Origin of the sequence: Psychrobacter celer, from assembly GCF_016107555.1 — a bacterium.
GTDB lineage: Bacteria > Pseudomonadota > Gammaproteobacteria > Pseudomonadales > Moraxellaceae > Psychrobacter > Psychrobacter celer.
Window position 1 is genome coordinate 25,611 of the sequence record NZ_JABASU010000012.1, and the last position, 15,968, is coordinate 41,578.

Below are 15,968 nucleotides of genomic sequence, written 5' to 3' on the forward strand. Positions count from 1 at the left end.
CACTTTGCTAAAGTGTTTTTAGGTAATATTATATGTTTCAATTTATTTAAAAATTAGTAGCTCAAGCTTTACTCTTCAACATAGCTAATACCTGATCCTCTCCCAGCTGAGCAATCAACGCTTGCAGCTGGGCATTAGGCTCAGCTGTATCTTTGGTATCCGCCTTAAACTTAGCAGTATCTTTACCGTCTCTAAGCGCGTCTAAATAGTCAGCCCACTTCTGCATCATATCACTACGATCATCAATGTACTCAAATCGACCATATGCCGTACCATTAGGATCTTTGGTTGTATGACCCAAAGCCATCTCAACCAGCACGAGAGGATACTTTAATTGCTCTTGTAGGATGGTTTTCGCTGTGGCTCTAAAGCCGTGAGCACAATGAATGTTTTTGTAGCCCAAATCTTTTAAACGCTTATTCGCTGTCGCATCAGAGATGATCTGATGCTTTTTTGCTGTCTCACTGTAGAAGACAAACTTAGTATGACCATTGATTTGCTGCTGCGCGCGTAAAATAGCTACTGCTTGACGAGGTAGGGGCACGACCATGTCCTTGACCATGTTTACCTTACCTTGGCCTTTTAAAGGCTTTAACCGCCACCTACCAGCCTCTAGATCTAAGTCAGCCCAGCGCATACGGCGTAGATCACCATTACGCACAAAGAGTAATGCTAATAGCCTAAGGGAGTTGATAGTATTTGGATCACCTTCTATAGTCTCGATATCACGTAGTAGCTTAGCTAAATCTTTAGGCTTAGTGATGGCTGGACGATGACCATAGCTCGACTTAGCCAATTGGCTTTTAATTAATGCCGCAGGATTGCTGCTACAAAAGCCACGCGCACCCGCATAGACGAATACATCACTAGCGATACCTGCACAGCGCTCAGCCTTATCTGTGGGCTTGCCGGCTTTATTTAATGAGTTGGCTTGGATGTCTAATAGTACTTCAAGCATTTTAGGCGAGCTGATCTCACTAATTGGCTCATCACCAATGTAGGAACAAATCAGCTCAAGCCGACCTCTTTTGCGAATAAGTGTATTGCTCTTTTGCGTTTGATCTAAGCTATCAAAATATTCCCAAGCAAAATGATTAAAAGAGTTTTTAGTTTTACTAATAACACTATTCTTTAATTCTTCACGGTGATCTTTAGGGTCAATGTTACGGCTCAAGAGCTCTTCATAGTCACGCCAGATTTCACAGGCACGAGCGAACGAGACGTTTGGATAAACACCAAGCGATATACGTTTATTTTTTGAATGAGTAGGAGACAAGTAGCGATAAACCCAAGACTTAGTGCCGTTAGGTCTGACCATGAGATACAGCATGGGGTAGTTTTTGACAGAGACTAGGTATTCTTTGTCATCGGCTTTATGACTGCTGATACTGCGATCAGAGCTAATAGGTTTGCGTGCTGCCATAACTGATACCCCAATGTACATTTAAAAACCAGTGTACATAGTAGTGTACATCAGATGCATGGATTAGGATAGATAGAGCAGGACAGTATAGAACGCCAGATACAACAAAGCCCCTGATATCAGGGGCTTTAGCTGTTCTATAAGATAGTATAGGACTATGTAATGGTACCCGGAGCCGGACTTGAACCGGCACGCTCGTTAGAGCGAGGGATTTTAAATCCCTTGTGTCTACCAATTTCACCACCCGGGCAAAACTTGTGTTATCTATACATTAAAAAGCGTTGATAGTGCTTTTCGTTGGTAAGATAAGTGGTCGCTATTATAAGCGGTTATGCTGATAATGCAAGCCAAAATTAACATGACGTTAATAAATAATTGGAGGCTGGAGTCGGAATCGAACCGGCGTTAACGGAGTTGCAGTCCGCTGCATGACCACTCTGCCATCCAGCCAATCAAGGTGGACTATATTAGCAAAAATAATTTAAATTACAAGTCATTTTTTGGCTAAAAATAGCTTATATGCTCACTTGTGCTGATTTTAGTGCTTTTTTATGAGTTTTTTGCGTATTCAGGCTCATCAGCGAGCCGGACTCACTGATGAGAGTACTGATCATTGAGTATATACTTTTATAATATCTCTTCGTTATTACGTTTGGCTCGTTTGATGTCGCGATAAGTCGCGGTACAAATCAATACCAGCACGCCGAGCGTAATGGCTGGCCAAATTAAAATATATAAGCCGTAGATAAAGACGTTGTCCATGATATCTCCTTATAGTATTTATGAAGGGTTGCCTGTGCAGCCGGTCACATATTGACCAACTGCCAAACCCGCAAGCGGTGCTCGCTACCTGTGTTTATGAAAGCTCAGAGGTCGATGCCTTGGCTTTTTTATCATAATCGCCGACACGTTGATTGATTAAAGCAAAATCAAAGTGTTCATCACCCATGAGGCTAACGATGATACAAACGATGGTGCTGGCACCATAGGCCGTTAGTGAGGCCAGTAGTACCATGTACTGACGTAAGAAGCCTGTGGCAAAAATGAGCATCAGTACCAGCGTGAGCGCTGCCGCCATCATGCCGATTTTACGACCCAAAAAGCCAAAGACCATCAGTCCAATCACGACTGCGGCGCCCACACTGGCCAGTATTTCAAAGAAAAGGGCAGTAAAGCCTGTCATCGGTAGCAGCTCAAAGCGTACCACACAGAATAGCAGCAGGCCGATGATGACCGCCGAGGTAAAGGCGGTATTGGTCACGCGGTTCCAAAACACACTGGCGATGACCGGAAAAACAATCGCGCCCCACAGCGCCCCTACAAAGACCAACATCACCAAAATATCTAGCTTAAAGCTGGCAAAGATCAGTCCGGCAGCGGTGGCGATAATCATCGTGCTACGACCAACGAGCATCATCGTTTTAGGCTTGACGCGGCCTTTGGCAATGTTTTTGCCATACACATCCGCCATCATAATGGTCGATAAGGCCGACAAATCTGAGTCGGCTGTTGATGATAGTGAGCCAATGACCAAAATAAAGAACAAGGCGATAAATACAGGGTGCAAGTAAGTGCTGACCATTTGCGGAATCAGATTATTCATATCGCCATTTAGCGGCTCGATACCGATGGTCAAAGCCATCAATCCGATCATACCAAGACCGATGACGATACCAGCATAGCCGACCGTGGCGGTAATAAAGGTCTGTTTAATCTTAGTCTTATCGATCGCAAACAAGCGCTGCGTGATGGTTTGGTTACCAATCGCATAAGCAAGTACAGCGACAAAATAGGGCGCTCCTTGCTGAAAAAACGCTTCGGATGAAAAGAAATCCTGCTGTTCAAGCGTGAGGTTAGAGAGGCCATCGACCATGACTTGTGGCCCACCCATCGCAAACAGTACCGCTGGAATAATGACAATACCGATGGCCATCAAAGCGACCAATTGCGCAAAGTCTGTAAAGACGGAAGCACGAAACCCTGAGGTTAGGGTGTAGCTTAGCACCCCGATACCTGCAATCATGACCCCCGTCTGAAACGATAATGGCGATAATACCGACACCAACGCCCCAGCTGCAGTAAAGTTGACCATCAAGCTAATTAAGCTGCCCATAAGGTTGGATATGGCTAAAATTAATTGGCTTGATGAGCCATGGCGGGCGTGGATAAGCTCACCTAAGGTATGACCATCGGGTGCAAGCTCACGAAAGCGCATACCAAAAGGATAGATGAATAAGATCATCAGCGCGCCCCAAAAGCCGTAATGTATCGGCCCTGACACGCCATACTTGTAGCCAGAGGTCGCCGCCGCATAAAACGATGCCGCCCAAATCCAAGTAGCGGTCATACTAGCAGCACCCATGCCAAAGCCGACGCCGTGGCCTGCCACCATAAATCCTGAAGTGGTTTCTTTGTCTTTTTTGATCAGCAATGACAACAAATACGTGCCGCCATAAAACGCTAACAACAATAAAATAATGGTTAACGATGAAAATTGGAACAGTGACTCAGTTTTCAAATTCATACCTCGCGATTATTTTACATAAATAAAAGTTTAATAGTATAACTTTATCCAAAACTGTTAAGAATATAATAAAGCCCATAAAATGCTTATGTAGAGGCATCACACAGTGCTAACAATTGACCGTCATAAAAAACGGTAAGCGCCGACCCAAATGCAGCGCGCTGGCGCACTTGGTGTTTTAAGAGTAAATCCTGCAACCTGTAAATGACAACTGCCCATTGACATCATGCCGGTCACTCACTGTTGTACGTCATTTGAAAAAATCACATGCAACAGTGAGCCACGTCTCACAAAAATCGCAGGGCAGTCACCAGCATGCGTCTGTTGATGGATAGTCCATCACGCTGTCAAGTGGTCATACTTGATAGTAGCTGGCTGCTATAGAGTGCTGACAAGGCAGGTATCTACAGCAAAATTATGGATAAGCACTCAGCCATCTGCTAATGACGGTGCTAAGTGTAGACAGCTTTATCGGCTAATATTATGTATAGCCGGCTGAAATACACCCAAGCATGAGCGAATTTTTGCCCATGATTAGGTAATTGACGCATTACCTGTAGTTAAGTATCAAACACGCTACAGCCCTGATGCGTCGCACCATAGGCTCGGTATTTATAAATAAAACTACAGCTATGTTAACTATGTGTAACATACTCGTGCGCTAAGGGTACCCTATTCTGCCGTGAAGCTCAAATCTATCAGTCAGTTATCTCTCATAAATGACCAAAAGGCAGAGGCAGACCTCAAGAAAAATGGCATTGACAAATGGGGTTTATGAAAAGGTGTTTGTGAGGGTGTCAATAAGGCTAACGTATTGAATGGTGGCAGTATTGAATGATCAATGTGAGGGTATCAAAGTAAACGAATCGGTGATAACGACAGGATTTAGAAAATGTGGTTAGGCAATACTCATCAAATGCCAGTGTAGTAGGTGACTCTATTGTCACGCAAAAACCCAGCCAGCCCCAAACCATAGCGCTGGGCGACCCGTACGGCCGTACTGGTGGGCGCAGACATGCCAACGAGCCAAGGGATACGCCCCCGAATCGATTTTTGTACCAGCTCGATAGACAAGCGTGAGGTCATCAGCACACAGTCTGCCTCTCGCTTGTTGCGCAGCTGCCAGCCAATCAGTTTGTCTAGCGCGTTGTGGCGGCCAACATCTTCAAACAAATACAGCTGCTCGTCATGCAGGGTCGCTGCAGCGTGTACCGCCCCTGTCAGTTGATGGGTATGCTGCATGGCAGTGATTTGCTGGCGCATATCCAATAGATAATCCAGACGCGGGCAGGCTGCCTGAATTGGTTGGCTATCTTGCGTATAAGCGCTCAAATCAGGTAGGGCTTGTGTCAGGCCAGTGATGCCGCACATACCGCAGCCCGTTCGTCCCGCCAGTTGGCGCTTTTGGGCTTGGATGCGCTGATGGCAGCGCTGGTTTAGCACTAGCTCTACGACATAGATATCATAATCTTGAAATTGCTCTAAGCGTTGTTCAATGGAAGCGGATTCAAGATCCCCATCGTTTAAGGATTGAGCAAACTTTTGGTAGCTGGCAATATCCGTAAGGTGAGTTACTTCCCAATCAAGCAACTCATGACTGTGCTGAATCAAGCCCTCGCTAAATAAGAACCCAACCGCCAAATACTCTAACTGATGAGGGCTGGCCATCAGTACCGCATAATGAATCCCATTGATAACAATAGCGACAGCTGCTTCCACTGCCAAACTGGTGGTTTGAGACTCAATACAGCTTTGAGGTATATCGGCTCCATGAGCCTTATCCGATGGGTAATAATGCTTCTGCGCTAAATGTTTGCGAGCGAGCATTGTCTCGGCTGCGCCATTATCATTATCCTCAGATATCTCAGTCATAATCACTCTAGTTTCAGTTGTCTCTGCCATCATAGCCATTTTGCTAGAGGACTCACTTTGCTCAAAATTACTTTCAGTGATCATCACCACTTATACAGGTTCGGCTGTCTGAACACTTGTATTCACACGCTCTAAGATCACGGTCGTCGATTTGTAGGCAGGTATGTGCGAGTCTGGCGCATGGGTATCCAAATCAAACAGGTCGTTACATTCAGGATAATAAGCGGCGACGGCATTGGCGGCGATATCCATCTCAGTCAATATGAGCGGCCCTAGTACGCGCGGCTTGTTTTTATGCGCTGTGTGGCTTGAGCTGCTGGCGTGCCGCGATACCATCACCTGATCTCCTTTTTGCCAGCCTAGGCGGCTCATCTCGTCTGGATGCATAAATAGCACGTCGCGGCGGTTGGTCTGGCGATAGCGATCGTTATAGCCAAAAATCATGGTGTTAAATTGATCGTGACTACGTACACTGGTCAATTGCCAAACCTTTTGCGTTGTGTCCTCATGATCAATGTCATGTGTATCCGCCATTTGGGCAGCGACATAAGTGATGGGGTATTGCGGCACGATAAACTGTGCTTTACCACTGTCTGTATTCCATACGCGGTGGCGCGCTGGATGGTATAAATGAAAACCGCGCTCGGCTGCCCGAATGCGCGTGTTGAAGTTCTCAAAGCCGTCAATCGCTTGGGCGATATAGTCGCGAATGAGATCGAAGTCGGCACTCATCGCCTGCCAAGGAATGTCGGTATCAGTCTTGAGCACATGCGTGGCGATATCGGCGACGATCTGCGCCTCAGATTTGAGTGCGTCGCTGACTGGTGTTAGGGTGCCTTGCGTTGGGACAATCTGACACATGGAGTCTTCAATGGTGGCAAACTGCTCACCTTTTGTTGTCAGGATACGCTCAGTACGACCCAGACAAGGCAGTATTAGGTTGTGCGCCCCGGGGTAGAGCATGGTTTCATTGAGCTTGGTGCCGACAAATATATTGAGCTGTGTGGTGGTGAGTGCGTGCTCGATAGCGCTGGTATCAGGGGCTGCCACGGCATAGTTACCGCCCATACCCATAAATACTTTTAATTTACCTTCGATAAGGGCTTTGGCGCCTGTCACCACATCAAAGCCTGCTGCTTGCGGCATTGGGCGCTTAAAGACGCGTGCTAGGCTATCGAGTAGCTTTTGCGCTGGGCGCTCATGGATACCCATGGTGCGATCGCCTTGTACGTTAGAGTGTCCACGCACAGGAGACGCGCCTGCGCCCCCAATGCCGATCATACCCATCAATAATAATAGATTGGTAATCATCGCTACATTGTCATCGCCTTGTACATGCTGAGTGATACCCATGCCCCATGTGCAAATGGTCGCTGGACTATCGGCGACCAACTTAGCAAGCCTGATAATCTCTGTCTGAGCGATACCGCAGCCTTGCTCGATATCCGTCCATGATTGCTCGGTCAGCCATTGTTTTAATGGCTCGAACCCTGAGGTATGCGTTGTAATAAAATCGGTATTAATTTTATTATTCTCAATCAGCCATTTGGCAATACCCGTTAGCAGCGCTGCATCACCGCCGATTTGAATTTGAATGACATCATCGACCATATCATCACTTTGACCTGCTGCCATATGCGTGGGCTTTTGCGGATTTCTAAATCTACTCAAGCCTTGCTCGCGCATCGGATTAATCGAGATGATGCGGCACCCTTGCTCATGGGCGTGAGCGAGCATTTCAAGCATGCGCGGGTGATTGGTCGCTGGATTTTGTCCAAACATCAATATCAGCTTGGCCTGCTCAAAGTCCTCTAGCATGACCGTGGCTTTACCGATACCTAATTGCTTACTGAGCATAACCGATGTGGGTTCATGACACATATTTGAGCAATCAGGCAAATTATTAGTGCCAAAACAACGTACAAATAACTGATATAAGAAGGCTGGCTCGTTGGTCACGCGCCCTGAGGTATAAAATAGTGCTTCATTGGGTGAGTCAAGCTGTCCTAGCTGCTCAGCGATTAGGCCATAAGCCGCTTCCCAAGGAATAGGGACGTAGCGATCTTGTGCGGCATCATAGTACATCGGTTCTGACAAACGACCACTATGTTCAAGCTCATAGCCAGACCATCCTTGTAACTCGGTCACGGTATGCCTTGCAAAAAAATCAGCGTCTGCTTTGTGTGTCATGGTCTCACTGGCAATGACCTTGATTCCGTTCTCACAGACATCAATGGTCTTGTGTGATTTATGGTCAGGCCATGCACAGCCAGGGCAGTCAAATCCGCTCTGAGGTTGATTGCTTTTTAGGACACTAAGACTGCCTCGCAAAAATGTCTGATAGTCCATCAGTTTTTGAGTCGATGAGATCAGCGCAGGCCAACCTGCAGCAGGGTGGGAGTAAACAGGAATTTTGCGCATGACAGACCTCATCGATAAATGGCGGCATAATGGTGGTATCTCATCACTATATAATGCCCGCTGTACCGTGTGTAGCAGTAGTAACCATAGATAACAAAAAACCTTTAAGAAAAGCGCGTTTTCTTAAAGGTCTGCTTTGTTAGAGTGGTTTTATCAACAGCTAAAGACAACCACGGAGAATACCGCGTTTAGGACGATCAGTAGCGCGCGTCTTTGGGTTTTTTACCACTGGGCCAGTCATTGACCTTGCCTGCAAAATCAGGGCGCGGCTGATGGGTAAAAAAATGCGCCACGTCGACAGCATCTTGATCGCTTAGGACATTGCCGTGGCCCCATAGCCCTTTGGTCTGAATGCCCATGGGCATGTTGTATTTAATAAAGGCGGCAGCTTTATAGGTGCGAGCCATGCCTGCGCCGATATTAAAGGACTCATCGCCCCATAATGGCGGAAAGACGATGTCACCGCGACTGTCTTTGAGCCCTTCGCCATTGTCGCCATGGCAAGTCGCGCATTGTGCCTGATAGATTTGCTCGCCGCGTATAGGGTCCGGTGTCAATGAGGTATCGACTGCGCCTGCGTTTTTGATATCGACTTTGTGCTCTTTTGGCGTGTTTTGTGACAGCCATTTCATATAAGCCATCATCGCCTGCATCTCAGGTGACTCACGGTCTAAGGGTTTGCCATTCATTGAGCGCTGAAAACAGCCGTTGATACGGGCTTCTAGATCGATTTCTTTGCCAGCACGCGGCATCACTCGTGGGTAGGTGTTATAGCTGTTGATATAGGGGTCGCCAAGCGGGACTTTGCCTTGTGATATATGGCAGCTATTACAGTTCATCTGCGCGCCGACGTGCTCTGGTAGCAGGCGCTTGGTTTCGTTAAGGAGCCGCTTGCCATAAAATATTTCCTCAGCATTTGGCTCATATAAGATGGCAGTGTCTTGCGGTAGGATATATGTGCCGATATCTTCGTTGGCATCGTCGGCTGTGACCGTGTTAAATTCAGGTGCATTGCGCTCAGCAGGGGCAGGATTGGAGCAGCCGCTGACAGTGCTTATACTGATGACACCTAAGATGGCATAAACCGCAGCGCGCGGCAATGTAAATAGTAAATGGGTCATTGGTTTGCTCCTTTTTCTGCAGCGTCAATGCTTAGGTCTGGGGCGATATCGGTACTGGTTTTTGGTTTTTTGGCGAGAAAAGCGCGCATTTTTACCACGTCATTGACGTCGATTTTGGGCGCTTGGTTGGTCCAGCTGTTGCGGACATAGTTGACCACCTCGGCCACATCCGCATCACTTAAGTTAGAAAACTCAGGCATGGTAAATGCCATACGATCATAAGGGGTCTTGGGCATCCGGCCGCCGCTTAAGGTGATTTGTAAGACGGAGTCCGCGTTTTTAGAATACACCGCGCTATTACCATCAAGGGCGGGGAAGATACGCGCCACACCTTGACCATCGGCGCGGTGGCAAACTTGACAATACTCTGCGTAGAGGGTTGCGCCGCGTGAGTCATAGTTGCCATCTAACAGTTTTTGTGTGGTGGTGTCTGCTTTATTCGGCAGGGTTTCTTCTTTGTTTGGTGCAGGGCTTAGGGTTTTGAGGTAGGACGACATGGCGTTGATATCGTCGTCAGTCATGTATTGGGTGCTGTGCTCGACCACTTCCGCCATGGCACCAAAGGCGGCAGTGGTGTCGGTACGGCCAGTCTTAAAGAAGTCGTTTAACTCTGCCACTGTCCACGTGCCAAGTCCGCGATGCTCGCCGCGTATGCTTTTGGCACGCCAGCCATCAATGACCGCGCCGCTTAGATATTTGTTGGAGTCCGCGTTACTGAGCGCGACCTCTTGAAAGCCGATACCGCGGCTAGTGTGACAAGAGCCGCAATGTCCAGGGCCTTCGATTAAGTACTGACCACGGGTCAAGAGCGCATCGTCCGTCTCAGGGACAAATTCACGCTTACGATCAAATAACACCTGCCAGTAGGCTAAGGGCCAGCGCCAATTGGCCACTGGTGGTAGCTCGTTTTTTAGGTTGGCTTGCTGAACGGGTTTGACGTCAGACATAAAAAACGCATACATCGCGGCCACGTCCTCATCTGGCATCAGCTGATAAGACGGGTAGGGCATCGCAGGATACAAGGCTTTGTTATCACGGCGCACCCCGTGTTTGACCGCATTTTTGAAATCATCAAAACTATAATTGCCAATGCCCGTGTCTTTGTCGGGGGTGATGTTGGTTGAGTAAATCGCCCCAAGTGGCGTCAGCATCGGTAGACCGCCTGCATAAGTCTCGCCGTCAAGCGTCGTATGACAAGCGACACAGTCTGCGGTACGGGCGATGTACGCGCCTTTTTTTATTAAGGCCGGGTCGGTGATATCGACCTCGATATTGCTCGTGCTGGTGCGCATATTTGGCAGTAATTGTCCAATAATAAAGGCAATGACCAGCCCGATAATACCGACGATCAAGATAATCAGTGGCCACTTTTTATTTTTCATCCGTCCACCCTCCATAAGATAGCTGTGTCCAGCACACCGTGCCCTAGGATTGCATACGGTGCACATGACGATTTAAAGGTTATACTATGATGATTGAGTATATGGCAGGCGCGGCAATGGCGATATTGTGGAAAACCACATTATAATTGGGGTTTTGGTTTATAATATCGACTGATAGGTCCAGTGGGAAGTGAGCACGATGTACAAAGGCTCTAAAAATAAGGCGACGTGGCATGCGTCTGTTGGCGCTGTTTTGCTGCTTGTGATGACGTTATATAGTGGGGTAGGTGTCGCGACAGCATTTGCGCAGACGTATTATTTGGGCGTGCTGGCGCCGCAAGGTGAGAGAGCCGCGCAAGATCGCTGGCAGCCATGGCTAGATGATATCAATCGGCAGCTCGCCGAGGACACGGTGGTATTAGTGCCGTTGGCATTAGAAAACTGGCAACAGCAAATACAAGCCAAACAGTTTGCATTTGTGCTGGGTCCGCAAGTCCAGTTTATAAAAATGAATACCACCAAATGGCGCTGGCTGGCTACGTTGCAGGCACCGACAGTTTTGTCTGAGCAGGCGCTGTCGGTCGATGATAAGGTGCAAGGCTTTCGGGCACATACGCTCACCCAACGTGCATCGCAAGCGACGGTTAGCTTGGCTCAGCAGTTTCGCCAAATACCTGAGCCGATAGCGCAGCAACAGCCCAGCGCGATGGAAGCGGTAGCCAGTGCTTTATGGGTGGCAGCCGATAGCGACATATATCGTTTGTCAGATTTACAGCGCCGTACGGTGGCCGCAGTCGATGCCGATGCGTTTGGTGGATATTTGCTGGGCGCGCATTTATTACAGCAAAACGGCATCACGCCCAGTCATTATCACGTACAGTTCACCGGCTATCCGATTGAGCGGAGTTTGCAGGCTTTGGCCCATGGCAGGGTCGATGCTGCCATCGTGCCGCTATGCTTGATGGAGGAGATGACGCGGCAAGGGAAAATACATGCCAAACAATATCGTCTACTGCATCCAGTCGCGACCGCATCAAACTGCCAGTCTTCTACAGCGATCTATCCCAACTGGACGCTGGCCGCCACTGAGCAAGCACCTGCGGCATTGGTACGGCAAGTCAGTCAGCAGGTATTTGCCCCGCCACCAACAGAGCCAATGTCTACGGCAGGGCTGCGCTGGCTGCCTCCAGAGTCTAGTATGGAGGCTGAGCGTGTCTTATATGAGATGCAGCGTCATCCAGCCCAAAAACCGCTCAGCGCTCATTTGCTCGACTGGATACAAGCGCATCGGCTGGGAGTCGGCGTGCTGGTGTTTATTATTCTGATATCGACCATCAACTATGGCTGGATGAGCTGGCTGGCTTGGCGTCGCCGCCAAAAAATACTGAGGCAAAACCGTCTCATTCGTGACTATGATGAGCAGCTGCGCCAATCAGAGCGTTTTGCGGTCATTGGTGAGATGAGTGGTGCTATCGCCCATGAAATCAATCAGCCGCTGGCAACTATTCAAAACTATGCACAAGGATTGCTGATACGGCATCAGCATAAGACAGAGACAAATAATAAAGAGCCAAATAATAAAATGACACAAAATGCCTTAGAGCAGATCGTCTATGAGACCAAACGTGTCGCGGCGGTCGTCAATAATATCCGCAGCTGGGCGGGACGCTCGCAGCGGAGCGCCACCGATGACGTGAGGGTCGACATCATAGCGACCTATCGGCAGTGTGTTTTATTATTGGGTGATAAAGCGAGCGGTATCGATTTTTGGCTGATAACTGACTATAAAGGCGTGACCCTGCCGCATCTGCTCTTAGATCAACTGCTCATCAATACCATGAGCAATGCCGCCCAGCAAGGTGCGACAAGTATCTCGTTACGCTGTCAGATAGATAGCCGCGATGACAAAAAGTGGCTGGCGCTGCATGTCAGTGACGACGCAGGAGGGTTTGATACGCGGCAACTGGCTCAGTCCCATCAGCAGGACGCTGCATCTGGATATTATGCCGCACAGTCGAGCAAAGCGGATGGTCTGGGGCTGGGTCTGATGATTTGTCAGCGACTGTGTAAGTCCATAGAGGCACAGATAGCGCTAAGTAATATCGAAGTAGCCGCAGAGCTCGATAAATATCCTGTGGCAAACGCTCAGACCTATCGCTTTCGGCGTACCTTACAGGGTAAACTGCAGTCGCTACCCACGCATCTAGGCCAGCCGCCAGCAAATACGATAGGCGCGCAAGTCTCTTTTTATTTGCCGCTATCTGTACTTGATAGAAAGAACGGGCAGTAATATAGCCAGTTGAACAGAAAACGGTTATAAATTATGAAGCGTGATGGGTATAAGTTTTACGTACGTGCTGCATGCCTTCGATGCTGCGCAACCTACATTTAAAAACACCATCATTTATCATCACTCAATTGGGCCAAAAAGGTTTATATGATTTTCTCCCCTTTGACACACATCTCTGAGCACGGTCAAGATATGCCTATGATATCGTCCGACCATGTACCAAAAACCAGCGCCGAGCCCATTGTCGTCCATATCATCGACGATGAAGAAAGCGTGCGCCTCTCTTGTGAGTTTTTACTTGGGAGCTTGGGAATGCAAGCGCAAGGATGGCCGAGTGCGTTAGCGTTTTTGCAGCAGGTAGATATCTATCGTCCCGCTGTCATCATCAGTGATTTGATGATGCCGGAGATGAGCGGGCAGGCGCTACAGGCGTATCTGAATAATCATGATAGCCCTATGGCGATCATCGCTTTGACAGGTAATGGCGAAATTGCGGATGCGGTAAATATGCTCAAACAGGGCGCGGCCGATTATCTAGAAAAACCCATAGGCAGTCAGCGTCTACAGCAAGCATTGGCACAGGCGCAAGCATTAACCATCAAGCGTGCCAAACTGTACGAGATTCGCAAACTGTATGCTCAGCTGACGGATAAAGAAAAGCTGGTAGCCGATGAGCTGCTACAAGGTAATATCAATAAAGTCATCGCCGACCACTTAGATATTGCCGTGCGCACAGTCGAGGTGCACCGCTCACAAGTGATGAAAAAGATGCAAGCGCAGCATGTCAGTGAACTGATTCAAAAGCTGGTGCTGCTTGACCCTTAGGGCATGTCCTTACTGGTGACTCATTTTTCGGTCTATTTACCAGCTATCTGGGACCTGTTTTTAAATAAGCACTGTGCATAATATCAATGACTTAACTTAAAATCAGGCTATCATCTTCGACCTTTTCACCACGGGTTTGCTCGAACATATCGAGCAGGTCATGGACGGTCATGCCGCGACGAGTGTCTCCTGCAACATCTAAGACCACTTGGCCTTGATGTAGCATCACCGTACGCGTGCCGTGCGCCAGCGCCTGCTGCATAGAGTGGGTGACCATCATCGTCGTAAGGCTATTGTCTGTGACGATCTTATCAGTCAGCTCCAAGACAAACGCCGCTGTCTTCGGGTCAAGTGCGGCCGTATGCTCATCTAGTAATAAGATTTTGGAAGGCTGGAGCGAGGCCATCAGGAGGCTAACTGCCTGACGTTGCCCGCCTGATAGCAATCCCATGCGGTCAGTTAAGCGGTTTTCTAATCCCAGTTTAAGTACGGACAGCTTTTCGCGAAACAAATCACGGTTATTTTGGTTTAAGGCAAAGCTCAACCCACGCTTGCCGCCACGTTTGTACGCCAGTGCCATGTTTTCTTCGATAGTGAGCGCCTCGCAGGTGCCCGCCATCGGGTCTTGAAACACGCGAGCGACCCAGTGCGCGCGCTGATGCGCGGTTTTTTTGGTGACATCAATACCATTAAGTAAGATTGAGCCACTATCGACACGTGTGGTACCACTGACAGTATTCAAAAACGTGGATTTACCAGCACCATTGGTACCAATCACCGTCACAAACTCACCATCTGCAATGTTGAGATTGATGCCGCGTAGCGCCGGATTTTCGATAGGGGTGCCTGGGTTAAAGGTTAACCGCAAATCTGTGGCTTGCATCATAGTCGTTATTCCTTATTGTCACTTTAAGACAGTCACTTCAAGCTTGTATTGCTACTTTACCCACTATTAAGCGCGAGCCTTGCGAGATAAAAACTTGGTTTTGGCTTTTGGTAGTACCAGTGCCAGTACCACCAGTAGGGCGGTGATTAGGTTTAAATCCTGCGGACCAAAGCCGATGCTACGTAGTGTATCGCTCGATAGCGCCACCTGAATAAACAGCTTATATAGTACCGCCCCGACGATAACAGCAAAGGTAATCAGCCAGATACGCTTGGCAGGAATGATGGTCTCACCGATGATGACGGCTGCTAGACCAATGACAATGGTACCGATACCGATAGAGATGTCCGCGCCGCCTTGTGTTTGTACAAACAAAGCACCTGCCAGTGCGATTAGACCATTGGATATGGCCATACCGATGATGGTCATCCATGAGGTGTTGATACCTTGGGCTTGTGCCATCCGTAGGTTGGAGCCTGTGGCACGCATCGACAAGCCAGTTTCAGTGTTATAAAACCAATCTAAAAACAGCTTGGCCAGTAAGATCACCACCCCAATGATCAAGCAGCGCATCCAATAGCCGTTGCCATCGGTTACCAAGCTGCTAAATACAGTGGTCTCACCAAGGAGCGGTAAGTTTGGCGCACCCATGATGCGCAAGTTGACAGAGTATAGCGCGACCATCACCAAGATACTGGCAAGTAGCTGCAAGATACCCAGCTTGACGTGGAGCCATGCCGTGACGATACCTGCGACTGATCCTGCGAGCATACCAAACGCGCAAGCAAGCCATGGGTTGATACCAGCGACGATAGAGATACCAGCGACAGCGCCGCCGAGCGGAAAGCTGCCATCAGCCGTCAGATCAGGAAAGTCGAGCGTACGAAATGAGATCAGGACGCCAAGTGCAACAAGGCCATAAATCAGACCGCTTTCAAGCGCACCAAAAAAAGCAATTAAAGACATAAGAGATCAGTAAGTCATAACCAAGTGTCCGGCGCGAGAGAGTCACATAAATGCGCGGCGATTGCCACACTCATATAAACGCCAAACAGCTAAGCGGTGAATTTAACAGATTAAACAATCTGCGGTTAGGGTAAACCAAAACATATCACGATGAATAACGATCATAAGCTACCTTGGTTTTAATTATATAGGCCGATCGGACAAAACCAACGACAGACAGCCATGAATAGCGCTCGCTGTCTGTTTGGTGGTTTTGCT

At 48.3% G+C, this 15,968-nt stretch carries 11 protein-coding genes and 2 tRNA genes; 2 read left to right on the plus strand and 11 right to left on the minus strand.

The features are described from left to right. Positions 1-61: 61 nt before the first annotated feature. The 9 genes from JFC05_RS07230 to JFC05_RS07265 all read right to left on the minus strand — a co-directional run bounded on the left by JFC05_RS07230 (position 62) and on the right by JFC05_RS07265 (position 10,743). Complete coding sequence (locus JFC05_RS07230) at positions 62-1,423, minus strand: tyrosine-type recombinase/integrase (protein ID WP_198336382.1); 1,362 nt, start codon at positions 1,421-1,423, stop codon at positions 62-64. Between the two features lie 163 nt (positions 1,424-1,586). After that, positions 1,587-1,673 (minus strand) — tRNA-Leu (locus JFC05_RS07235). A 126-nt stretch (positions 1,674-1,799) separates the two neighbouring features. Continuing rightward, positions 1,800-1,873: transfer RNA gene (locus tag JFC05_RS07240), tRNA-Cys, on the minus strand. Between the two features lie 177 nt (positions 1,874-2,050). Continuing rightward, positions 2,051-2,185 carry a putative transporter small subunit gene (locus tag JFC05_RS12775; protein ID WP_208855952.1) on the minus strand — a complete coding sequence of 45 codons (135 nt, stop codon included), beginning with the start codon at positions 2,183-2,185 and terminating at the stop codon, positions 2,051-2,053. A 94-nt stretch (positions 2,186-2,279) separates the two neighbouring features. Beyond that, positions 2,280-3,947 carry a sodium:solute symporter family protein gene (locus tag JFC05_RS07245; RefSeq protein WP_244658171.1) on the minus strand — a complete coding sequence of 556 codons (1,668 nt, stop codon included), beginning with the start codon at positions 3,945-3,947 and terminating at the stop codon, positions 2,280-2,282. 912 nt (positions 3,948-4,859) lie between these two features. Next, positions 4,860-5,819: a formate dehydrogenase accessory sulfurtransferase FdhD gene (locus JFC05_RS07250; RefSeq protein WP_227697458.1), complete on the minus strand. Its 960-nt coding sequence runs from the start codon at positions 5,817-5,819 to the stop codon at positions 4,860-4,862. A gap of 90 nt (positions 5,820-5,909) precedes the next feature. Continuing rightward, positions 5,910-8,240 (minus strand): FdhF/YdeP family oxidoreductase, encoded by a 2,331-nt coding sequence (locus JFC05_RS07255; RefSeq protein WP_198336384.1) that lies wholly within the window; start codon positions 8,238-8,240, stop codon positions 5,910-5,912. Between the two features lie 197 nt (positions 8,241-8,437). Beyond that, complete coding sequence (locus JFC05_RS07260; RefSeq protein ID WP_198336385.1) at positions 8,438-9,361, minus strand: c-type cytochrome; 924 nt, start codon at positions 9,359-9,361, stop codon at positions 8,438-8,440. Continuing rightward, positions 9,358-10,743 carry a cytochrome c gene (locus JFC05_RS07265; protein ID WP_227697459.1) on the minus strand — a complete coding sequence of 462 codons (1,386 nt, stop codon included), beginning with the start codon at positions 10,741-10,743 and terminating at the stop codon, positions 9,358-9,360. The genes JFC05_RS07260 and JFC05_RS07265 overlap by 4 nt, the downstream gene beginning before the upstream one ends. A 199-nt stretch (positions 10,744-10,942) precedes the next feature. Between JFC05_RS07265 and JFC05_RS07270 the strand changes: the two genes are divergently transcribed. Both JFC05_RS07270 and JFC05_RS07275 read left to right on the plus strand, forming a co-directional pair. Continuing rightward, a complete protein-coding gene (locus JFC05_RS07270; RefSeq protein WP_198336387.1) occupies positions 10,943-13,033 on the plus strand; it encodes a PhnD/SsuA/transferrin family substrate-binding protein in 2,091 nt (696 codons plus the stop codon). A 147-nt stretch (positions 13,034-13,180) separates the two neighbouring features. Continuing rightward, positions 13,181-13,858 carry a response regulator transcription factor gene (locus tag JFC05_RS07275; protein ID WP_198336388.1) on the plus strand — a complete coding sequence of 226 codons (678 nt, stop codon included), beginning with the start codon at positions 13,181-13,183 and terminating at the stop codon, positions 13,856-13,858. Positions 13,859-13,949: 91 nt separating this feature from the next. On the opposite strand, the gene JFC05_RS07280 is transcribed toward JFC05_RS07275, so the two are convergent. Together JFC05_RS07280 and JFC05_RS07285 are read right to left on the minus strand one after the other, a co-directional pair. Then, positions 13,950-14,744 (minus strand): ABC transporter ATP-binding protein, encoded by a 795-nt coding sequence (locus JFC05_RS07280; protein ID WP_198336389.1) that lies wholly within the window; start codon positions 14,742-14,744, stop codon positions 13,950-13,952. Positions 14,745-14,810: 66 nt separating this feature from the next. Next, positions 14,811-15,710, minus strand: a complete 900-nt coding sequence (locus JFC05_RS07285) for an ABC transporter permease (RefSeq protein ID WP_075101629.1) — start codon at positions 15,708-15,710, stop codon at positions 14,811-14,813. Positions 15,711-15,968 lie beyond the last annotated feature (258 nt).